This window comes from Corynebacterium freiburgense (assembly GCF_030408815.1).
GTDB lineage: Bacteria > Actinomycetota > Actinomycetes > Mycobacteriales > Mycobacteriaceae > Corynebacterium > Corynebacterium freiburgense.
The window spans coordinates 1,538,121-1,560,211 of sequence record NZ_CP047355.1 but is presented as its reverse complement, the minus strand read 5'-3'; the positions used below and the strand labels follow the sequence as shown (position 1 = coordinate 1,560,211).

20 protein-coding genes are annotated in these 22,091 nt (G+C 50.3%); 11 read left to right on the top strand and 9 right to left on the bottom strand.

The genetic code is table 11. The annotated features are described in order from the left end of the window. Nucleotides 1–49 precede the first annotated feature (49 nt). The 3 genes from CFREI_RS07035 to CFREI_RS07025 form a co-directional block, all read right to left on the bottom strand. On the bottom strand, nucleotides 50–1,219 hold the full coding sequence (locus CFREI_RS07035) for a winged helix-turn-helix domain-containing protein (protein WP_205618448.1): 1,170 nt from the start codon (nucleotides 1,217–1,219) through the stop codon (nucleotides 50–52). 198 nt (nucleotides 1,220–1,417) lie between these two features. Beyond that, the gene (locus tag CFREI_RS07030) at nucleotides 1,418–1,768 is read right to left on the bottom strand and encodes a helix-turn-helix domain-containing protein (protein WP_051255856.1); all 351 of its coding nucleotides are present in this window, start codon (nucleotides 1,766–1,768) and stop codon (nucleotides 1,418–1,420) included. 351 nt (nucleotides 1,769–2,119) lie between these two features. Next, nucleotides 2,120–3,046 (bottom strand): DUF4300 family protein, encoded by a 927-nt coding sequence (locus CFREI_RS07025; protein ID WP_027012286.1) that lies wholly within the window; start codon nucleotides 3,044–3,046, stop codon nucleotides 2,120–2,122. A 450-nt stretch (nucleotides 3,047–3,496) separates the two neighbouring features. On the opposite strand from CFREI_RS07025, the gene CFREI_RS07020 reads away from it, so the two are divergent. Continuing rightward, nucleotides 3,497–3,814 carry a hypothetical protein gene (locus CFREI_RS07020; RefSeq protein ID WP_156907720.1) on the top strand — a complete coding sequence of 106 codons (318 nt, stop codon included), beginning with the start codon at nucleotides 3,497–3,499 and terminating at the stop codon, nucleotides 3,812–3,814. 220 nt (nucleotides 3,815–4,034) lie between these two features. On the opposite strand, the gene CFREI_RS07015 is transcribed toward CFREI_RS07020, so the two are convergent. Both CFREI_RS07015 and CFREI_RS07010 read right to left on the bottom strand, forming a co-directional pair. Next, complete coding sequence (locus CFREI_RS07015; RefSeq protein WP_027012288.1) at nucleotides 4,035–4,799, bottom strand: ABC transporter permease; 765 nt, start codon at nucleotides 4,797–4,799, stop codon at nucleotides 4,035–4,037. Next, on the bottom strand, nucleotides 4,796–5,788 hold the full coding sequence (locus tag CFREI_RS07010) for an ATP-binding cassette domain-containing protein (RefSeq protein WP_051255858.1): 993 nt from the start codon (nucleotides 5,786–5,788) through the stop codon (nucleotides 4,796–4,798). Before CFREI_RS07010 ends, CFREI_RS07015 begins: the two co-directional genes overlap by 4 nt. A gap of 61 nt (nucleotides 5,789–5,849) precedes the next feature. On the opposite strand from CFREI_RS07010, the gene CFREI_RS07005 reads away from it, so the two are divergent. Further along, entirely contained in the window at nucleotides 5,850–6,818 is a 969-nt protein-coding gene (locus CFREI_RS07005) for a helix-turn-helix transcriptional regulator (RefSeq protein ID WP_027012290.1), read from the top strand. A 33-nt stretch (nucleotides 6,819–6,851) separates the two neighbouring features. Further along, a complete protein-coding gene (locus tag CFREI_RS07000) occupies nucleotides 6,852–7,712 on the top strand; it encodes a hypothetical protein (RefSeq protein WP_027012291.1) in 861 nt (286 codons plus the stop codon). 78 nt (nucleotides 7,713–7,790) lie between these two features. Here the strand turns inward: CFREI_RS07000 and CFREI_RS06995 are convergent, their stop codons facing one another. After that, nucleotides 7,791–8,528 (bottom strand): GAP family protein, encoded by a 738-nt coding sequence (locus tag CFREI_RS06995; protein WP_240483186.1) that lies wholly within the window; start codon nucleotides 8,526–8,528, stop codon nucleotides 7,791–7,793. Nucleotides 8,529–8,539: 11 nt separating this feature from the next. On the opposite strand from CFREI_RS06995, the gene CFREI_RS06990 reads away from it, so the two are divergent. The 8 genes from CFREI_RS06990 (at nucleotide 8,540) to CFREI_RS06955 (ending at nucleotide 18,835) form a co-directional block, all read left to right on the top strand. Further along, nucleotides 8,540–9,142, top strand: a complete 603-nt coding sequence (locus CFREI_RS06990; protein ID WP_027012293.1) for a TetR/AcrR family transcriptional regulator — start codon at nucleotides 8,540–8,542, stop codon at nucleotides 9,140–9,142. 243 nt (nucleotides 9,143–9,385) lie between these two features. Next, nucleotides 9,386–10,351, top strand: coding sequence for an Abi family protein (locus CFREI_RS06985; protein WP_027012294.1), 966 nt, complete (start codon nucleotides 9,386–9,388; stop codon nucleotides 10,349–10,351). A 121-nt stretch (nucleotides 10,352–10,472) separates the two neighbouring features. Further along, nucleotides 10,473–11,078, top strand: coding sequence for a DJ-1/PfpI family protein (locus CFREI_RS06980; RefSeq protein ID WP_338042040.1), 606 nt, complete (start codon nucleotides 10,473–10,475; stop codon nucleotides 11,076–11,078). 319 nt (nucleotides 11,079–11,397) lie between these two features. Then, a complete protein-coding gene (locus tag CFREI_RS06975; protein ID WP_035111467.1) occupies nucleotides 11,398–13,917 on the top strand; it encodes an ABC transporter ATP-binding protein/permease in 2,520 nt (839 codons plus the stop codon). Beyond that, a complete protein-coding gene (locus tag CFREI_RS06970; RefSeq protein WP_027012296.1) occupies nucleotides 13,911–15,650 on the top strand; it encodes an ABC transporter ATP-binding protein in 1,740 nt (579 codons plus the stop codon). Before CFREI_RS06975 ends, CFREI_RS06970 begins: the two co-directional genes overlap by 7 nt. Before the next feature lie 37 nt (nucleotides 15,651–15,687). Continuing rightward, entirely contained in the window at nucleotides 15,688–15,963 is a 276-nt protein-coding gene (locus CFREI_RS06965) for a hypothetical protein (protein WP_027012297.1), read from the top strand. 494 nt (nucleotides 15,964–16,457) lie between these two features. Beyond that, on the top strand, nucleotides 16,458–17,795 hold the full coding sequence (locus CFREI_RS06960; protein WP_156907721.1) for an HNH endonuclease signature motif containing protein: 1,338 nt from the start codon (nucleotides 16,458–16,460) through the stop codon (nucleotides 17,793–17,795). A 563-nt stretch (nucleotides 17,796–18,358) separates the two neighbouring features. Continuing rightward, nucleotides 18,359–18,835, top strand: a complete 477-nt coding sequence (locus tag CFREI_RS06955) for a hypothetical protein (RefSeq protein WP_027012300.1) — start codon at nucleotides 18,359–18,361, stop codon at nucleotides 18,833–18,835. On the opposite strand, the gene pgl is transcribed toward CFREI_RS06955, so the two are convergent. The 3 genes from pgl to zwf are packed head-to-tail and all read right to left on the bottom strand — an operon-like array spanning nucleotide 18,832 to nucleotide 22,052. Continuing rightward, nucleotides 18,832–19,533 (bottom strand): 6-phosphogluconolactonase, encoded by a 702-nt coding sequence (gene pgl, locus CFREI_RS06950; RefSeq protein WP_027012301.1) that lies wholly within the window; start codon nucleotides 19,531–19,533, stop codon nucleotides 18,832–18,834. The two genes, CFREI_RS06955 and pgl, sit on opposite strands and share 4 nt — an antisense overlap. 4 nt (nucleotides 19,534–19,537) lie before the next feature. Then, nucleotides 19,538–20,485 (bottom strand): glucose-6-phosphate dehydrogenase assembly protein OpcA, encoded by a 948-nt coding sequence (locus CFREI_RS06945; protein ID WP_027012302.1) that lies wholly within the window; start codon nucleotides 20,483–20,485, stop codon nucleotides 19,538–19,540. A 34-nt stretch (nucleotides 20,486–20,519) separates the two neighbouring features. After that, on the bottom strand, nucleotides 20,520–22,052 hold the full coding sequence (gene zwf / locus CFREI_RS06940) for a glucose-6-phosphate dehydrogenase (RefSeq protein WP_027012303.1): 1,533 nt from the start codon (nucleotides 22,050–22,052) through the stop codon (nucleotides 20,520–20,522). Nucleotides 22,053–22,091: the final 39 nt, after the last annotated feature.

Here is a 22,091-nt window from a genome sequence, read left to right as displayed (position 1 = left end):
AAGATTACCGTGTTACTACTCGATTGGCAGGCTTGTGTATCACGAATACTTACGATGAAAAAGTGACGCTACTAAGACCCAACCAATCAGCCATGGTTTTGAGTGTTTGATCTAAAGCTGATGGCGCTGTCCGTGGGGCGTTGGGCTCCCAGGTGAGTTGTTGGACGCGCAGGGTACCAGCTGCGCGGTCGGCTTTTAGGTCTACTCGGCCGACGAGTTCATCGCCGAACACAAATGGCAATACGTAGTAACCGTGAGTACGTTGCGCTTTTGGAGTGTAAATCCCAATTCGATAGTGCATTCCAAACAATTGTTGTGTACGTTCGCGGTGCCAAATCAACGAATCGAACGGGCTCACGAGAGTGACGACCTCCGCTTTCCGTGGCCTGCGCGCCGCCGTCCACAGAAAATGCTCACCGTGATCCGCTACTTCCACGGATTCTAATTCTCCGGTGCCAAGCAGATATTTGATCGCGGGGTCTGTTTCTTGGGCGGTCATTCGGAAATAGTCCCGCAGGCTTGCCCGCGTAGCGACGCCCAGTGCCTTGGCCGCTGTTCGCACAAGCTCAATGTATGCTTCGGTGAAGGGGATAGTACCTAGTTGAGCATACGCTTCATCCGGGATGACGCGTTCGACGAGGTCAAAAACACGCTCAAACTGCTTGTTTCGCCCTGTAGGGGCCAAAACGCCCGCCCTAAATAGGTATTCGATTGTTAATTTGGTGGAGTTCCAGTTCCAACCCCATTGGTCTCTGCGCTTAGTTTCCTTAATGTTTAATCCGGCCTCGCATTCGCGGGAAGTTAGTGGTCCGCGTTGGTCGTATTCAGCCAAGATTGTGTCAATGATGTCAGGATGTTGTCGTAGGACCTCGCCAAGCCGACCCCAGGTTTCGGGTTTGGCTTTTGCTTGCCGGAATTCAAATAGTGGCCACCGTGATGAGGGGATTAGACTCGCCATATGCGCCCAAGATTCGACCAGCGGCCATGGGCGTTCATCGCGCATATCGTCGAGCAGTGTGGTGTCGTAGCCGCCGAGGCGGGAGAAAAATGGCAGGTAGTGGGCGCGCGCCAGCACATTCACCGAATCAACCTGTACCACACCAACCCTGTCCATCACCCGGTGAATATGCCTGCGTGTTACTCGCTCAGGTTGTGGATCCAGAAACCCTTGCGCTGTAAGCGCAATCCTACGTGCCTCAGGCAACGAAAACTTAGTCACACTAGGAATGGTAATGGGCGGTATGGGTGGGGGAAGTTCCTTGTTAAGCGATCTGAAGGACCCTTGTAGGACGAACGCTCCATCGGTTGCAGACGTAATCGGTGACCAGCATCAGGGATTCATCCGTAGTGCAAACTTCAAGCGATCAGACCTATCCAACTGTGAAGAGTTTGGGAAACACGAATGTTTGATTGGTTGTTAGCTGAGTGAGTCCTCGAAATCCATAAGTTCGAAGATTGCATCACGCTGTTGTTGTTTGAGTTCTTCAAGTAGCGCGAGTACTTCTACGGACTTTAGGCGATGGTGGGTTCCTACCTTGCGTGCAGATAATCGACCATTTCGGATGTACTTCATTACGGTGGGCCTGGAGACATCAAGCATCGCAGCTTCGGTGGTTGTGGTGACTTCTTTCGGCAGCATAGATATAGAAATTGATTGTTCATTTTTGACCGCTTGAAGTACTGCGTTGAGTAGTTCCCTCAATTCCTTTGGCATTTCTGGAATGCGATTGGCGGTGAAGACACTAACGTCTGCTCCGACAGTTTCCATGAAATGAACAATTGATGCGCGCTCTTTTATTGGAGAGCCTGACGGAATGGCCTTTCTGCGTGGTGGTCGTGCTCACTTTTGCCGATTCCTTTCTGTGTAAGAACCTCGTTATTTCCTGCCGAGGTGCCGCCCATTGCATCCATGTTGCACTTATAAGTGAAACTGCGGAACGTTATCTTGTGTGTCGCCAAGACTCATTAAGGCTGAAAATATCAACGTCGGGTGCGAATATATAGGGTGGAGTTTTGTGCATCATGGTCGGGGCGTCGATAAGCGTTTTAATGGGTGGCGTGGGATTAGTTGTAATTATTTGTGGGCAACTGATTGGTGCGTGTTTTACTAAGGGAATTGCTAGGGCGTAGACAATACTTCGTGATTGCTAAATATGATGGGTTGGGAATATTCCTGGTCAGGGCCGTCGTCGTAAAGGGAACGCAGGTAGTCATTGAGCTGGTTATAGTCGCGGAATTTTAGTGCCTGGTATGGTTTGTCGAACGCGAGCTTTTCAATAAACATAATGCCGTTTTCGTGCGGGACAGCAAGCCCAATATGGCCAATGAATAAATGTGCGGGTTTGTCTAGGGTATCGTGAATAAAAACGCTTACTATTTTAATGTCTGGATTAGTAAACGTAATTCCTAGGTCATGGAAATAGCGTTTAATATCGGCAATATGCTGGTTTGCATTATGCTCACTGGTGGTTTTAATCCGCCCGAAGATTTGTGTAAAAGCTTCTTTTTCAGATTCGCTAAGTAAAGGATTGGGGGAGTGCGCGATGGCATCTTCATCCATAAACAATAGGGAAGTATCCGCATCCGATTGTTGCGGACTAGTGGTAACAAGATCCTCGGCGAGTAAAAAAGTATTAATGCGGCAATTTGTGCCAATAAACTCTGGGAAACGTGTATTCCACAAATTTGAAAGTTTATCTAGGGGATAGTCATCAGAATACGTGTGGAAACCATCTGGTAATAATGAATCCTTAGTGACAGTCTGGTTATACAAATCAACCTGGGCGAAAAATCGATCGGCACTTTCAGCAGGAACGCCCGCGGTGAGCAGTGCCGTACGAACCTCAGTTTTGCTAGCCTCATCCACCAGATTGGACACCAAAACCCCGTCTAGCGCGGACGGCATAACGGCACTGCTTGAAGTAACTGAAGTGATCGATGTTGCTGATGTCGTAGGGGAAGTAGCTGGTTGCACGCAGCTTGCCAACACCAGTGTGATGCTCAGGGAAAGCCCAAGATAAACCAAACCACTAGGCACATTGACCATAGCGTTTATTCTAACTAACAGCGTGAATGTCTTTCCAAAGTATGAATGCTTCGCCTGTGTTTGGGTCGCGGAGCGGAAAGGCATGTTGACTCCAAACCTTCGTGCGATGAACTCGTGAAGAGCAACATCGACGCCGTCCTTAATGTTGGCTAGATTAGTCGGGTGTTCTGCTGAGACGAGGTAGAACAGTTCATCGGTTGCGTTTTTACTTCCTTCTTGTCATCCTTCAACGGTATCGCCCATGATTGGAGCATGTCATCTAGAGAATCATCTCTATATCCGAGCTGGCTCCGGTTGTGTGCCTACGGTGCGTTCGCAGCGGTAATTCCCTCCGCGTTGTGGCGGGTGCTGATGATCGTCGGGCTACTTCCGGGGACGGCTGAGTTGCGTGATTTCGAGCTTGCGGGAAATCCGGCGCTCGGCTATGCCTACGTCTTTGGCATCTCGCTTGTGCAACTTGCGACTGGCTATCTCGCCGTTGGGCTGGTGCGGCCGTGGGGCATAACGCTCTTCGGGAGGCGCGTTCCACCAACTCTTCCGCTCGCGTTGGGTACCGCAGGCGGGTTAGCAGTCACCTGGATTTTCAACATCTCGATGGTGTCTGCCATTGCTCAAGGTAGCCGGCCCGACGCTGGTCATGTTGCGGGTTGGCCACTGGTCATCATGGTCTGGTGCTATCTACCAATCCTGCTGTGGGGACCGTTGGTTATCGCATCCTCGTGGGGCCACTGGTACCACCGTCGAACCGCACACGTTGCTTGGAACTAACATTTTCACAGTCGATCCTGCAGATGGGCAGAAAGGTAGATGCTTCTGACACGAAGGTTGGAATCGTCGTGGTTGTGCGCAATCTTACGTATTGCAGGTTCTGCAAGAGATGTCCTGATCCCACTCCATACTCTGGCGTCATGTCTAGCGCACTTCAGATCAACCTTATCGTCAAGGACTTGGCGCGGAGCCTTACGTTTTGCACGGCGTCGACAGGCGACTATTGATTGCTTACCGCAAGGCCGCGTAGGCCGATGAGTACGCTGAGGACTGCTGTAATGATTGCGGCGAGGAAACCCCAACCCACGTTGTTGGTGAGGATGTCGCCGCCGAGTAGGTCGCGCTGGGCGTTGACAATGTGGGTGAGTGGGTTTGCACTGGCGAGCAGACGCATCCACGCCGGCGCGCCTTCAAGTGGGAGAAGGACGTCGGAGAGGATCATTATAGGAAATAGCAATGTTTGTTGCAGCGTCCAAAACATCCAGTCTTGTTTGCGCGTTGCCAGTGCTAGCGCATAACTGAATGCGCCGATACCAATCCCTATGATTCCCAGCAGGAGCAACCCAATGATGAAGCCGAGCGGGTCGGGGCGGAAACCGAACAGTAACGCTACAAGCGTGATCATTATTGCTTGGATGACTATTGGGAAGAATTCTTTTAGGGATTTTCCTAGGAATAGTGCTGGTCGGCAGAGAGGTGTGACAAGAAGGCGTTCGAAACTCCCATCGATCATGTCTGTGTGGAGGCTGGAACCTGCGGTGGATGTGCCGAATAAGACAATCATGACGAGGATTCCAGGTACGAACCAGGACAGTGAGGCGCCGGTTTCTGCGTTGACAATTGGTCCAAACAACAGGAGGAAAAAGAGTGGTTGCACCAGTCCGAACATAAAATAGAACGGGTCGTTGAACAGGGGCTTCAGTTCGCGCTGAGTGGTCAGCAGCGTATCGCGGACAAGGTTTCGTTTGGTGGTTGTGGTGGTCATTTGTTGTCCTCGGAGGGGTTATCGCGTAGTTTGCGGCCGGTAAGGGTAAGGAAGACATCGTCGAGCGTTGGTTCGTGGGCGCTGGCCTGAGTGATGGTGATGCCTTGCTGCGCTGCGTGAGTTATTAGTCGTGGTAGAGCGGTTCGTGTGTCTTGCACTTGGATCTGTACGGTTTGGGATTCGACGGAACTATTCAGCGTTTCTGGAAGCTTGCGGATGTGCGCGGCAAGTGCGCGGGCATCGGTTTCGGTGTGTGTGGTTAGTGTGACGTGGCTTCCGACGTGGGTTTGTTTCAGATCGTATGCGGTGCCATCAGCAAGGATGCGTCCGTGATCGATGATAAGGATTCGTTCGGCAGCGGCGTCCGCTTCTTCGAGGTAGTGGGTGGTTAGAACAACAGTCATTCCGGTGCCTTCTCGGATTTGCCGAATGTGCTCCCAGAGGTTTGCGCGGTTCTGGGGGTCGAGTCCAGTGGTGGGCTCATCCAAAAACAGTAGGCGCGGGTGGTGTACCAAGCCCATTGCTAGATCTAGACGACGTCGCTGTCCACCCGACATTTCCTGGGTTTTGCGTTGTTCCATACCGGTAAGGCCAAACGCAGAGAATAATTCAGCGGCCCGGTGAGCAGCGTTAGTACGGTTTGCGCCGTACATACGGGCTTGGCTGATGACCTCGTCCAGCGCACGTTGGGAGTGCCCGGCGCTGTTACCTTGTCCAACGTATCCGATGAGAGAGCGAATTTGGTGAGCGCATTCGATAACGTTTAATCCTGCGATGTGTGCGGTGCCGGATGTCGGCGGTAGCAGTGTGGTGAGCATTCGTAGGAGTGTGCTTTTGCCTGCGCCGTTAGGGCCCAGGATTGCCAGGGTTTGTCCGGGTGGCACGTTCATTGAGATGTTATGGACGGCAACCACGTCTTGTCTGTCCTGCCCAGGAAATACGCGTCGCAATGCGTCGACCTGGATTATGTGGTGTGTTTTTTGAACCATGCTCTTAGCCAACACCTACTTGTGGCCACAATACGTCCACAAATGCACGTAAGGTTTGAGTATGTCCACAATTAGTGCCCGCGTGTTGGAGCTTCTTACCTTGCTGCAAAGCCGCAGACATTGGGGCGGTGAAGATCTTGCGTCTCGCCTGGAGGTCAGTCCTCGAACGCTGCGGCGTGATGTGAAAAGCCTGCAAGACCTTGGTTACCCGATCACCACCACGCGTGGCATTGGCGGTGGATATCAGCTCGCACCCGGTGGGTCGTTACCACCATTGGTGCTCAACGAAGACGAAGCAATAGCGGTGGTGATTGCGCTGAAAGAAGCAGCCGCCAGCAATCAGATGATTGAATCGCGCTCAGCGATCACGGCACTAGCCAAGATTGTGCAAGTGTTGCCGAGTAAGATCCGTCGCCGAATCGACTCACTGCAGCGAGTGGCAATGTTGCCTGGCTCGTACCCTAACCGTGTTGTGGTTGATACTGCGGTACTCACTATGTTTGCGTTGGCGGCTCGAGACCACGAGACACTGACGTTTGAGTACACCGATGCTCAGGGCGTTGCGACGACCCGGCACGTTCAACCACACAATATTGTTTCTGTTTACCAGCGGCTTTACCTGGTGGCATACGATCTCACTCGTCGCGATTGGCGCACCTTCCGTCTTGACCGCGCTGCGAATCCTCAATGCACAAGGCAGAGTTTTATGCCTAGAGCACTGCCAGTGGATGACCCCGCAGAATATGTACGCGACAGTATTAAAAACACTGGGATGAGTTACGAGGTGGTGGCTAAGGTGGAAACTCCCGCAGCAAAGGCACAAGAGCACCTTGGGAAATGGGGCACTGTTACCTCGATTGATGAACGCACTTGCGAGGTTCATATCCCTGTCGGTGACCTTGACTGGACCATTTTCGCCCTTGCAACACTCCACGCGCCATTCACAATATGTGCCCCTGACGAGGCTATTTCAGAAGTCGCTGACTGGGGCAACCGGCTTAGCTGTGCTGCAGGTACACCTAAGGTCTAGCGTACAAATGTGCGATTTGGTTAGGATGCTGTGATGTACAACCTTTTGATTGGGCTTACCCGGGGTGAGGTGCATTATGGGCGTCTCCTCGAAAGAACAGCTGACGATGTGCGCCAGTATGTTGGCTTTGCTGGCGGGCAAACTCAAGATGAAGTGAATGTCCAACGGTTGATGAATCTACCAACGCTACTTATGCCTGAGATAGGCTCTCAGTACGAACGTCAGGTTGCGTGTGTAGGGCATGTAACTAATTTGGTAAGGTCAGGGGCCTATTACACGTTTAATTTTGTTCCGAACGAAGCGATCGCTCCCATACCTTCGCAAAAGATTGTGTCGACAGCTGGCCAATTGGGCATCATCAATAAATTGGAGTTTCATCGCACTCATTGGGCAGTGAAAGAGGTTGATCTCTATCGGGTTGTGGATGAGCAATTTACGGAATGTAGGTCTCAGCCTAAGATTTTCCAGTTCCCCACTGAAAGGGAGTTTGACCCTCATCTTGTAGCGGTGATGATGCCTTTTAGTTCGAATTTTAAACCCGTTTATGAGTCGCTGAAGGCTGGCGTCGAAGCAGCTGGAATGCGCTGTCTTCGTGCAGATGACATTTGGAATATAGATCATATTATTAACGACATTTTGGCTCTAATCTGGCAAGCTCGCGTTGTCATTGCTGACCTTAGTGGCAAGAATCCGAACGTTTTTTACGAAGCTGGCATAGCTCACACGCTCGGTCGCGATACCATCCTGTTGGCTCAGTCCATGGATGATGTTCCGTTTGATTTACGTGCAATTCGTGCACTCACGTACCTAAATAATAGTGAAGGCCGTGCAGCAATGGCGAACATGGTCACTCGACGGTTACGGACAATCACTGCTGATGATGACATTGTGTAGCCCCGGTACTGGCTCTAATCTGGCAAGCTGTCGGAATTTGAGGCGTATGTCGCTGCTTCATTCATAGGGTCCCGTGTGTCAGTTGCTAATTAGTCCGAGAACGGTAGCTCTGGTGAACACAATGTATATACCGGCGATGGCAGCGACCCACAGTAGTGTGATTTTTGCTTCATATTCTAGGCGGGGTATCCATGATTCAATGGCGCTTAAAAATTTCTTGCTTGTGGAGCTGAGTGCGATGGCGCTGATGAGTGTTGCGGGAAGAATCATGATGATGCAGTACAACAAGATTATCCCAATTTTGCTGGTAGATGAGATTTCAAAACTTTGGATAATGCCCATCGCTGCAAGGTAAGGCAACATGGTAAATGCTTCAACAACGGAAGCACCAAGCGCTAGACTAATCATCGCCGCCATGCTTTTTGAATTAGTCTTGCGTACTTTTTCACTGGCGGTTGCACTATTTCGTTTTGGGGTGGGGGAAAGAAAACCAATAGCTGTGAGGCCGATGCCAATAATGAGTACCGTCCAGTGAAACCAGCTTTGGTCACCGAGTGTATTAAAAGTTTGGAGCCCGAAAAGCAGTGCTAATCCCAGGGCAAAGTAGCAGATGAGTACTGTTCCAAGGTAGATACTGATTGGACTGATGTGTACTTTTCCCCAAAGGACAATGAGCGCGATGGGAATAATGAGTGTGCCTATGCTGAGGCTATCTACAAGTGCCAAACCAATTAAAGGAAGTATATCGATCATATCAATCTCTCGTACGTTCGTATGACGTAATACGATTGTACGATTACTTGATGATTTGAACAAAAGGAGACCTAATGAAGATTGACCGAGACATGGTACTAAGCGAAGCCGCTGCTAATATTGCTGACGCCGCGATTCGCGTCATGGTTCATCAGGGTTTAGATGCATTAAGTGTCCGGCATGTAGCAGCGGAAGCGAAGGTTGCCCCAGGTACTGTCCAGTACCACATGGGCTCTCGCGATGACATTATTGCGATTGCATTTATCCGTTCAATTCAACGGCAGCTTAAACGTGCAATGAGAGAATTTCAGGCACCGAGTTTGTATGAAAGCTTAGTGATTCGATTATCTGAGCTTTTACCAACCGGCCCTACTCAACGTGAGGATGCTGCAGTTTGGGTGATTATCGGTGCCGCGGCATCTACTCGCAGTTGGCTTGCAACGATTTACAATCAGCAGCTTGCATATTTTCGAACGTTGATTGAGTCAGCGCTCGAGAACGCCGATTCTCAAGGGCTTCTTAATTCAGAAGTTACAGTTCCCCAAGCAGCAAGACTGGTTACTGCTTTGGTTGACGGTCTCACTCTCGATAGTTTAAATGCGCCGGATGTTACTGCAGAGCGGGTAATCGCCGATCTAAGACTCGGTTTGGGATTGTTGTTTCGCCCAATAACTTAAACTGGACATTCCGAGCGGCATTGAGTCGGATAGAGTGCTAGCTACCCTCAATAAGGTCTTTGCCGTGTGATTTCTAGCTGGCGGGGGTGATGTGGGATTGCGGGATGATTTCAGCAGGACTAGTATTAGTCTCAATAGTTCCCGCAGCCGCCTCTCTTGGTAAGCGTCCTGCTGTAGTGGCCCTAACAAGCCCCAGAAGCCAAAGGTTTCTGGGGCTTGTCCTGTATTTAAGGAGTTGAAAATATGGCGAATAGGCTCCCGTTTCTTACTGTCGAAGAACGGGTGAACTACCTTTATGTTAAAGACTATTTTTCAAAGAATAGTTTTTCGGAAGATGATGTAAAGCGTCTTAGCTCTATGAACTTTCACTATTTCCTCGGGTATGCCAGGAATTTCAGAGGGCTCTGCAAAGATAGAAAACTGGTCGGTACAAAATCCCCCTCTAGAGTTTTTAGGCTAATTGATGTCGACGCTAAGGTTTCCGAAATCCTTTATTCGGGAATACGAAATGCAGAATGGTTACTGAGGCATTTTCTCGTTCAGGAGTACTGTCAGAAATTCGATCCTTATGAATCGTTCCTTGACTTTGAAAACTATCTGGATTTGGGTGGGGAGTACACTAATGATCATTTAGGTCGAGGTTTAATGAATGATGTTCTTGAATATAGTGAAGCTTTTGTCATAAAGCAGCTTGCAGAGGCTAGTAAATCCCGGAATTGTGAAGTTCCGAAACGATCGACTTCTGATAATTGGGATCTATGTAGAGATTTGTCGAAGGACTTGGCTTTATGGTCAGTAGTAGATAGTTTTTCACTTGGGCGGCTGGTTAAACTGATACAACGCTGCGATAAATCCATAAAGGATGAAGATCGTATTTGGCGAAAGATTGCCAGTGATATGAACATTCCAGCAGGTCGTTTCTATGCGGGGGTGGATTCTCTTCGTTCCCTACGGAATTTGGTGTCACATCAGTCAAGGCTATGGATGAGACCTACAACTTATACCGCGAAAAAAGAAGGAATTTTCCGCAAGAAGTTGTCTCGTTGTCACAGAAAATCGATGTTAGTTGCTTTCTACAATGTGGCTAGTTTTCAAGGTGGAAAGGAGGAGGCATTAGAGTTCGCAGAAAGACTAGAGACGATAATTGATTCAGCGCCTGATTATAAGCTTGGTGTGAGTGGATTTAGTTCATCAACTAAAGACAATTAATACAAAGCAACCATCAATAATTGCCTCCTTTATTTAGATTTGTTTGTCCGCATTCGCGGATGCTTTTCGACGCCGCTCAAGCTGCTGGGTGTCGAAAAGCTGCGGCAGTAGAATGCACAACATGCGTGTAGGTGTGGTGCTCTTTGAGGGGTTTGAGGTGCTCGATGTTTTTGGCCCGGTCGAACTTTTGAGCAAACTTCCAAATGATTATTCGATTATTTATGCAGCGCCGAACAGAGGGCTGATTCGTAGTGTGCAAGACGTGCAGGTCTTTGCCTCTAATTCACTAAAAGATGCGGATGAAGTGGATATTGTTTTAGTGCCGGGCGGAATAGGCACTCGAACACTCGTGCATGATGCGGCTTTCTTGGAGGATGTTTCCAGGTGGGCTCGTGGTGCAAAGATTGTTGCGTCGGTATGTACTGGTTCAGCAGTGTTGGCTGCAGCTGGATTATTGGATGGGTATCGTGCCACCTCAAACAAACGTGCGTTTACTTGGGCTACGGAACAAAGTACGAATGTGGCATGGGTGCCAGAAGCGCGATGGGTTCATGATCGGGATCGTTGGACCTCATCTGGTGTAGCTGCTGGGATGGATATGACTGTGGCATTGATCAAACACTTCAACGGTTCTAAGATTGCCGATCAAATAGCGTTTGAAATTGAATACGAGCCGCATACAGATGCTGATTGGGATCCTTATGCTCGTTATTACGGGCTTGTGTGAGGCAATAGATATGGCTCTTACATTGAGTGCAGGCTGTGGCGGCAAACTCCTCAACAACTCGGTGTGATTAACAGCTGGTGTTTCCGCTAGCACTTTGGATTCAACGAACCCTTGTTTGAGGAGTCCTAAACGTTGTGAACTAATGATTGTGTGGGACGTCGATAAGGTCACGACAATTCCTGTTCAAGAGTGTGTTTTGTATGTTATTGTGGTCCCACAATACTCGGGAAAATCGACGATACAGCGTTTTCTTGAGTTCAGTTGAGCAGCAGCCCCTGGATCAACTTTGCTTTTGTGTGCCAGCGAAAGGTCAAAGTCTATGGGTAAGGGTATCCAAGGTGCTGTATTAAAAACCTTAGGGGCGAAAGAACATGCGCTCACTGTGGTGAGCAAAGAGTATCGAGCGCCGCACTTTGTTCGGGTATGGATGCAGTCAGAAACACTGCTTCAGCCTGAGGGGGAGCAACCTGGAAACTGGATTCGGGCATGGTTTCCGGATCCAGAAGGAAGTTCGAAAGAGTTTCAACGCGGATATACTTTGGCGGAAACTGATCCAAGCAATGGGTTACTGGCAGTAGATTTTGTGCTTCACGAGCCGAAAGGTCCTGCTTCGCACTGGGCATCAAACTGTGAAGCGGGTGACGCCATAGTAGCCATGCGTTATGGCGAACAACCCTTTGAATTGCTTGACCCACCACCGAAAGGTTATTTATTTCTTGGTGATCTTGCGTCGTATCCAGCTATTTTTGCATTAGCCGAGTCGATACCGCAAGAACACGAAGTGGTAGTGATCTTAGAAAAACACAACGAAAATGACACGGAGCTTCCACTCCCTAAGGGGTCGAATATACAAGCGCACTGGGTGGAGGAACTTCCCAATGGTAGTGCTTTAGTTCAAGCATTATCGGGCAGAGATTGGACTGGTTGGTATGCGTGGGTAACGGCAGAAACTGTTGCAACTCGTCAAGCGAAAACACTGCTACAAAACGAATTCGGTTTGAATCGTTCAACGCTACATTCGCAGGCGTATTGGGTTCGGGGTCGAGCCATGGGGAAATCGAGGTCGCCGGAAGATCAGGGTGTGGCCGAAACTTCACATGAAACGGATGTTTTTTTAGAGAACGAAAACCCGCAGAAATCCATACTTGCTCCAGCGAAACCAGCGTTCATTGTTGGTGCAATTGTTCAGGCGATTCTTGCGGTGCTGCAAATCATGCCGTTTATTCTTTTTGCAGAAGTAGCTCGTTTGTTCATGGCAGGAGCGCGCCAAGAAGAATTTGTCTCGCTTGGAATGAATGCCTTGATTATCTTGGGTATTACTACAGGTGGAAGTTCAATACTGCTGTTGTTTATGCACCTGTTTGACGCTCGGTTCGCAGCAACTACCCGGCAGCGAATCATGGGGAAAATAAGTTCGCTTCCGCTTGGGTGGTTCGCAGACCGCAAATCAAGTGATGTGAAAAAACTTGTCAGTGATGATGTGACGGCACTGCATTACCTGATTACTCATGCAGCGTTGGATTTAGTTGCTGCGATAGTAACTCCACTAGCAGCAATGGTGTATTTGTTCTATGTTCAGTGGCGGCTTGCACTGGTACTTCTTGTTCCTATTGCTGTGTTTATTTACGTGATGATGCGTATTTCTATTCGTGATCGGGCAAAAGTGACTACATCGCAACGATACATCGCACTTGCGACGGGGCAGGCACAAACATATTTGAATACTCGGGAACATGCGCAGATATTCGGTCCATCGTCGGTGGTGCCTCTACCAAACACGTTAAAGGGTGTCGGTGACTTTATTGCGGGTTGGCAGAAAGAGACGGCGTTAACAAAAATTCGAGCAGTAATGATTAATCGACCGATTACTGTTTTGGGAATTCTTGTTCTTACTGGTTGGTTGTTTGTGCAACTTGGATGGTGCACCCCGATTGACCTTATTCCATTTTTGATTTTAGGGACGTCGTTTGGCGGCCAACTAATAGGAATTTCTACGAACATTGGTGCGGTCATGGATGGACTAGAGACCCGTAACAATCTGGAAGTATTGCTGGCTACTCCAAGTTTGACATCGCCGCAGCATCGGCAAGTTCCTGCAGGTCATATCTGTTTTTATGATGTGACATTTGGATACAGCTCGGGCGATAAAGTGCTGAAAAATTTCAACTTAGAGTTGGAGCAAGGAAAAGTTACAGCGATAGTAGGAAGTTCGGGAGCGGGTAAATCAACAATCGCTACATTGTTGGCGCGGTTGTGGGATCCTCAGTCCGGTTCCGTGAGTATCGATGGGACAGATCTTCGAGATCTATCGCAAGATGAGCTGTATGCCAAGGTCACAATCCTCTTGCAAGATGTCCAATTAATCCGCGCTACTGTCCGCGAAAATATTGCCTTGACTCGCCCAGAAGCCAGTGATGAAGACGTTATCGCCGCAGCGAAAGCAGCGAGTATTCATCATGTGATTGCAGAGCTTCCTCAAGGGTACGAAACTATCGTCGATTCTTCTCGCTTGTCAGGTGGGGAGCGGCAGCGTATCGGTATTGCGCGTGCATTATTGGCCGATACACCAATTGTTATTTTAGACGAGTCGACAGCTGCGGCTGATCCAGATTCTGAGTGGGCAATTCGCCAAGGGCTCAACCGCTTGTTGCAAGGACGGACGGTAGTAATGATCGCCCATCGGCTCCACACGATACGAGACGCTGATCGAATTATTGTTCTTGAACGTGGAGCCATTGTTGAAGATGGAACACATGACCAGTTGATGCACCACGATGGGGTATATGCCAACCTTTGGCGGGTCGGGGCGTCGTTAGTCGAGGAGGAGAATGGATGTTAAAAAACATTTACGCCATTTCTGGCGGCAGTAGCACCTTCTGGAATTACGTGGCACTCACCGTTATTTCGGCGGTATTGCAAGCATGTGCTGTACTGACATTATTTCCGCTATTAGGCTATACATTCGGACCAAATCCTGGGAATGCGATGTGGTGGGTGCTGCTATTTCTAGCGCTGATTATTTCGGTGTGGTTTATGGATATCGCGTCTGCGAAAAAAGGCTCTGAATTGGGCGTTTTTGTGATGCGGATAATTCATCAACGGATGCCAGAAGCAGTGCTGACCTGGCCGGATGAAACACTGAATCAAAAGCGAATAGCTTCTCTAAGAACGCTTGTTTCTTCCAGGGCAGTGGAGGCGACGTCGAGCATTATCCTGATGGTTACACCGATCATCACAGCCGTTGTTTTTATATTCGCACTAGGGATCGGATTGCTGTGGATATCGCCGCCTGTAGCAGTGGTTACAGTATTCGGTGGAATTGCGGCGCTTATCGCATTGTGGTCCGGAATGAAGATCGAAACTCGTTCAGAACAAGAGTTCAGTCATGCGGTGGAAGAGATGGATACCCGGCTGTTTGAATACGCTTGGGCGCAGCCTTCATTGCGCACGGCGCGCAGCACCAAAATAGGACAGAAGTTCGTCACTGATGCCATTAAAAATTCAAAGGCACGTGTGTTCAAACTCCTGCTATGGCAAATACCGGGACAGTTCTTATTTAGCCTTGTGCTTCAAATCGTGTTGCTCGGTTTCGGCGTTGCGGCATGGGCGGCGTACGAGAACGGTTCCCTCGATGCTGTTTCTGCGGCGGTGTTGGTGATTATTTTATTGCGGGTAGTAGAGCATGTGACAACGATTGCAGGTTCGATTGCGGGTGTGGTCGGAATTGAAAGAACGTTGCAGGAAGTGCGGCGAGTTATTGATACGCCCGCGGTTTCGCCTGTTCAACCGCTGGCTTCGGCGCCGTATGTGACCGCCAAAGAATTGTGCGTTACCTACCCTGATGGAACACATGGGCTTATCGACGTCGATCTGCAACTGCGCCCAGGTACGGTCACTGTAATCATTGGTCGCTCGGGGAGTGGTAAAACAACTCTTGTAAAAGCGTTGGCCGGATTGTTGCCGTTTACGAGTGGCAGCATGAGCCTTCATGAAACCGGAGAGCCTATCGCAAGTACGGGCGATCTCCGCGGGAACTCTACCGTCGTGTTCCAACAAACAGTACTTGGCGAAGGTACGCTTCGGGATAATATTGCGGCGATTGATCCAGATATCACTCAACAACGCCTCGATGAACTTGCAGATATCGCGCAACTAACCCCTATGATCGAACGTTCGAGCCAAGGATGGGATACGCCGGTAGGGGAGCTTGGCGCACAGCTGTCCGGTGGCGAACGACAACGCATGGGCATTGCTCGAGCATTGGCAAAGCCCGCGCGATTCCTTCTTATTGACGAGGCAACCTCAGCATTAGATACCAAAAATGAACGTGCACTTGTTCAATCAATAGATCGGATTCGCGAGCACTACACCACGGTCATCGTGACTCACCGGCCCGCTACACTGGCAATCGCTGACGTTGTGCTTGTGATGAAAGACGGCAGGGTTGCGGAATATGGAATGCCAGCGGAGCTTGAAGTCGCAGGTGGCGAGTATGCGAGGATTCTTCAGGAATGGAGGCAGTCCGCATCGTGGAGTGTTCCTACCGGGTCAACACCGGCTCTGCCAACATAAAATTAATGTCACTTCAAGGTCTTTAGGTGAGTTGGGCATGTCTGAAACCAGTGTCAACGTGGCGAGGTTTATTGGGTTGCCACTACTGTTTATGGGCGTCGCGTTCGTTACTTCAACCTTCACAGCAGTAGTAGGCAGTACGTTCCATGTATTGCTCGTAGGTTCGGATATTTCGGTCGTTGGAAATGGCGTAAACCTCACTGTCTCGATATGTCTCGGCGCAACACTTTTGGCAGGCTTTTGGCTAAGCGGCGCGGTGCTCGTGTTAGCAAAAAGTATTCAAACTTATCAACGTCGCCACCGCACAGCGTAGCCTTTCGTAGAAACGGTGTGCGTCCGGGCGTCGTTTATCAGCAGTGGATTGCGCCAGCGTTGGGATATTCATCTACTCGCTGGCGGAATCCTAAGAAATGGTCGCGCATCCCTGGTTTTTGCTTTTCGACGCCGCGGCACGGTCGCGGTGGTTTGTTTCAACACCCCCGAATTAGTGTATTTGGTGGCCAATTTATTAATCGGTTTTAAGGCTTCTAGCAGCAGTTTTTATGATATTCGCTGCACTTAGCCAGGCTGTGGCTGCAGTGCTTGTCATGTGGGTGGCGCAGGGGGTAGGGGGCTGTGTGGTGACCATTGAGGTTCGAACGGAAGATAAGTTGTAGTCGGTAGACGGTGCTCTATATGTGCTGTTGGCATCAAGCACGCCACTCCGTGCTCAGCTTATTTTCGGCCTTTGACCTGCGATTTTATTCTTGTTGTTGGGACATTCTCAGGGTAGAATAGGTGCTGTACGGTGAGGTTGTTCCGCAAAGCATGAGAGGTGGTGTGTTGGTGATGGGTGTTGCTTATTTCCGAATCCAAGCAGAAGATAATCTCACCGGCCGCCGCACCCAAATGCTTAATAGGGAAGAATTTGAGTTTTATCGCTATCAAGTGCAGTCGGTGGATTTTGATCGGGTTGACGTGGGTAAACTTATTGCTCAGTTGCAGGCCGATGGCATCGTCGCTTCCGGGAACACAATCAGGCGGATGCTGGGATTTGTCTACCGGCTAATGTCCTATTTTCCACAATTGTCGACCGTTGCTTTCAGGCAAGGGCTAATGAGTGTGCCTATGGCGTGTGCCATAGAGGGGGTATTACAGGACTTGCCAGCCGTGCCGGATGCTGGGCTGGTACACCGTTTGGACACATTATTGGTGGGACAATTCACCCCAAGCAGTCCTGCGCAACGCTTGCCCTCAGCAACAGCGCTGCGGAAGTTGCTGGAGCACGAGCTGCGTGAGAGTAACGTCACTGGTAAACCTGTGGCACGCCCAGATTTTCGATCTGCTAAAAGCGCCCAGCCTGGCATGTGGACCATTACCGCCGATGTGGATGCTACCGCAGGAGCGATGATCACCCGGCATGTGCAGGCTTATGCCAATTCAGAACGGATTACTGATGTGGAAGCCTTTGTGAAACTACTCACCGGAGAGGCAGAGGCCACGAAGGTCACGGTCTTTGGCGTGGGGCGCGCGACACCCGGAGCAGAAATCACCATCGATGAACTCGCTAGCGTAGGCATACCAAAAACCGATGCAGACACGCAGCGGCTCAAGAAACTGCAGATCAAATACCGCAATATTTTAAAGCTGGCAGCAATCTGCAAAGATATCCACGATCCCGGCCCTATCCTGCAAGCCGTAGTGCGGTTCCGGGATGGGCACTGCCGTTACCCGGGCTGCATGGTGTCAGCCGACCAGTGCGATATCGATCACGTGATCAACTTTGAAGCTGGTGGCTGGACGTGCCTATCAAATTTGCACTGCTTGTGCAGGCACCACCACAATATGAAAACTGACCGGAAACTTCATGCTGAAATCACCCCGCATGGGCATGTGAAATGGGAAGACACCGATCCAAAGGTTGGGGAAGAGCAGAGAGATCTTGGAGTCACACTTCCAGAAGGCCCGTTGGCTGGGCTCACTGGAATCCCCATGCCACCGCGACATTCCAGGAAAACCAAGCAAGACGATAACACTGACCCACCGATTAGACACGGCATGGGGCGATTCGGTAGTACGTTCGACCAATATAACGCCCGCATTCACGAACTGCGGAACCAACATCGAACGGCACCAGACCAACCGCCTGAAGACCCACCCTTTTAACGCCAAATCAGCCCCAAAATCCAAGGTTGTGGGGCAAACACCCACGCCTAAAAACTCCGTAAAACAGAAACATCTTTATTGCGGAAATGTAGATTTGGTAATGCATCGCATGCTCCTGAATCAAACTCATGATAGAGGCTTACAGCACGTGGTTTTGATAAGTATGTTGTTATATACTCTACTTATTTGGGATACCCGGGGGAAAGGAAAACCGTATCCAACATTAGAAAGAAGAAAGGACCAATAAAAGTCCATAGTAGAAGGAAAATCGACAGAATAAGAACGCGCTTTTCAAGGATGATTAAACCGATTGCTAATAAAGCTGCGCCGCTATACAAGCAAAGAGGCGTGTACCAAAAGAAATTTGCAATTTGCAGAAATGGAAGCAAAACAACACCGCAACCGTAGATTACTGCAATATACGCTACAATCTTCCTAGTCTTTTCTTGATATATTTTGCCCATACTATATTTAACCACGGTTATTAGGATATTCTTCTATATCTCTAAATAATGTATGATCGGTTAGATTTTCCGGTGTAACCGGTGAAGAAGGGATAACCCATGCAAGCACTACCAGAATCTTCACTTGAGTTTCTTACCCGTGACGCCGAGCGAGCCTTCGCCACTGAACTAGCTGAGCACCAAGCAGCAGCAAAGACCATTACGGATCAGTGGTTTGCAACCCCTCCAGCAGGATTCCGCCTCAGCAACGTTGATTGGTCAGCAGCAACAGTCGAAGAACTCTACCGATTGCTGCTGGAATCCGATGATGAAGAATTCCAACAACATGTCGGCATGTTTCTCGGCGAAGGGCTTGTCCGATTATGCGGCTGGAACTGGACTATTGCGTGGGTGCCGCCGGATTATCCTGGGATGATTATGTATGAGTTTGGTGTAGCACCCCCAGATTTGCAGCAGATTTCGTTTCCGCTGAGTTGGGTGCACACAGCGAAGGACATTCGGAAAGGCCATTCATTGGCATCAATTTCAAATATTGTTGATACGATTGAGCGGCACCGAAAACATGATCCCAGTTAAATGCGGGCATCTTCGCTTAGGATCAGTAGTGTTTCCACGCGGCCATGTGCTCCGGCGGCTGGCCAATCTTCCGCAGGTGATCCAGCAATTACGTGTGAGGCGGCTTCGGCTTTTTCAGCGCCGCTTACAAGTAACCAAACGTGATCGGCTTGAGCAATTGCGGGAAGTGTGAGGGTTGCACGTTCTGCGGGAGGTTTCGGGGAGTCGGTTACAGCTAGCGTCAAGGCATTTTGTTCGCGGACGGCGTCGGTATGAGGAAAGATGGAATTAATATGTCCTTCGCCACCCATGCCAAGTAGGTGCAGGTCAAAGCCTTGGGGTGCGTATTTGCTGAGGGTGCCAGCATAGGCGGTGACGGCGGCGTCGAGACTCAGTTCGCCGAGGCGCCAGCCATGAATATGTTCTTGGGGGATGCTGACGTGATCAAGTAGTGCTGCGCGGGCTTGGCCTTCATTGGAGTCCGGGTGGTCGGTAGGAACGTTGCGTTCGTCGCCGAAGAAAATATGTATGCGGGCCCAATCTATGCCGTCGAGTTCGCGGAGTTTTTGGAGCATTCCTATTCCAGCGCCGCCGCCGGTAAGCACAATTCGGGCATAGCCATCGCCTGATTGTTGGGCGTTGGCTATCACTTTGGCGGTTTGTTCGGCCGCTTTGGTGGTGAGTTCTTCGCGGTCGGCAACTGGAATAAGAGTGACCATGTGTTTATCGGTTTCCGTATCGGACGTGGGAAAGCCCACGTAGTGCTTTTTCGTATGCTTTATCAGCATCAAGGTGGCGGAGTTCTTCGGCCAGGCAGTCAGCGGTGCTGCGTTTTCCGAGTGCTACTAGGGCTTCGGCGCGACCTGGGATTTGTACCGCCAGGGTGTGGGTGTCTCGCACTTCGATTGAGATTGTGGAGTCTTCACGGTTGAGTTCTATGCGTGAAACCGGAATGCATTCTTTGGTCTCTACTGATTGGCAATCTTCGGTGGTTTCGCGCAGTACAGTAATGCCGAGGCGGTCTGCTAGCCATCCTGCGGCAAGGTCAACGCTGGGGCTATCGGCTGGGCCATAGACCGTGGCGTCGATAATCTTTTCGTGTGGTGGCTGATCGAGGGTGGCGGCAACAATGCCACGCCATGGCGTAATTCGCGACCATGAAAGGTCGGAGTCGCCGGGATGGTATTGGGTGCGGCGGCGGTAGATGGAATCGACTGGCGGATCGTATTGGGCGTCGGTAATGCGGCGTTGCGCAATGCCACCGATGCGGTCAAGTGTTGGGTTGACGGGTGCTACCGCAGGCCACCATGCCACGATTGGGGTATCGGGCAGCAAAAGTGGGGTTGCTACTGCCTCCATATGGTTTGCCACTTCACCTTGGAGCCGAATAATAATGATTTCGGCTGCGCCGGCATCGCCACCCATTCGAATTTGGGCATCCAATTGGGGGTTTGCATTTAAATCGCCGGCAATAAGCAAAAGCACACGTGAAGGGTGTTCGCGCGTTGCTTCCGCGATTGTTTCAATCAGTGGTTCGATTGGATCATCGGTGTGAGCTACCGCAATGAGGGTAAGTACGCGGCCAGTGGCTACCTGGGTGCCAGTTTCCCGGATGGACACTAATTGTTTGGCAATGTCTCGCGTATTTGTATTGGGGAGATCAAAAATCATGATTGCCTTTCAGAAAAAGTATTTTCGTGTCCAATTATGGGCGCCGCCACTGGCGGTTATCTTGGGCGAGCATACGATCGGCGCTCTCCGGGCCCCAGGTGCCTGCCGCGTAATCTTCGGGGCGGCCATGCTTTGCCCAATATTCCAGGATTGGGTCGAGGATCTTCCAGCTCAGCTCAACTTCTTCATTGGTGGGGAAGAGGCTGGATTCATCCAGCAGGGCGTCAAGGATTAGGCGCTCATAGGCTTCGGGGGATTCTTCGGTAAAGGATTCGGAATAGGAGAAGTCCATATTGACGTCACGGACTTCCATGGTGGAGCCTGGCACCTTGGAGCCGAAGCGCATTAGCACACCTTCATCGGGTTGCACACGAATCACTACAGCATTTGGCCCGAGGGAGGCGGTCATGCCGTCACCAAAGGGGAGGTGCGGTGCTGGCTTAAATACCAGTGCGATTTCGGTAACGCGGCGGCCCAGACGTTTGCCTGTTCGCAAATAGAATGGCACCCCTGCCCAGCGGCGAGAATTGATTTCTAGTGTGCAGGCAGCAAAGGTTTCGGTTTCGGATTTTGGATCGAAGCCTTCTTCTTCACGGAGGCCCCGTACAAATTCACTACCTTGCCAGCCAGCTGCATATTGGCCGCGGGCTGTGGTTTTTGCTAATGGGTACACGGGTGTGGTTGCCCGAAGTACTTTTACTTTCTCTGCTTGCAGTTCATGTGGGGTAAAGGCGATAGGTTCTTCCATGGCCACGAGGGCAAGCAATTGCAGTAAGTGGTTTTGGATTACATCGCGGGCGGCACCAATGCCATCGTAGTAGCCTGCACGGCCACCCAAGCCAATGTCTTCGGCCATGGTGATTTGCACATGATCGATATAGTGGGAGTTCCACAAAGGATCGAAAAGTTGGTTGGCAAAGCGCAGGGCCATAATATTCTGTACGGTTTCTTTGCCAAGGTAATGGTCGATGCGGAATACAGAGGATTCCGGGAAGACCGAGTTCACTATTTGGTTAAGGTGGCGCGCGGATTCAAGGTCATGACCAAATGGCTTTTCGATGATTACGCGGCGCCAGGAAGCATTATTGCTTTCTGCAAGTCCGGATCGTTGTAATTGGTGGCAAACATCTGCAAAAAAGTCTGGCGGTACAGAAAGATAATATGCCCAGTTGCCCGCTGCGGATTCAATGCTGGCAAGGGTTTCTGCCAGGGCATCGAAATCAGCATCATTATCAAATGTTCCGGTAACAAAGCGCATGCCATCGGCAAGGCGCTCCCAAACATTTTCACGAAAATCTGTGCGGGCACCGGCTTCTACGGCTTTACGAACATACTCTTGGAATTCGGTTTTTGACCATTCGCGGCGACCGTATCCCACCAGTGAAAAACCTGGAGGAAGGAGTCCTCGGTTTGCAAGATCATAAATCGCCGGCAGGAGTTTCTTGCGTGCAAGATCGCCGGTGACGCCAAAAATCACCATGCCAGATGGGCCAGCGATGCGGGGTAGGCGTTTATCATTGCTGTCCCGTAGTGGGTTATATGGCTTTTCAGGGGATAGGCCGCTCACGTAAAGTCTCCCAAAAGTTTGTGTGTGCCGAAGAAATGA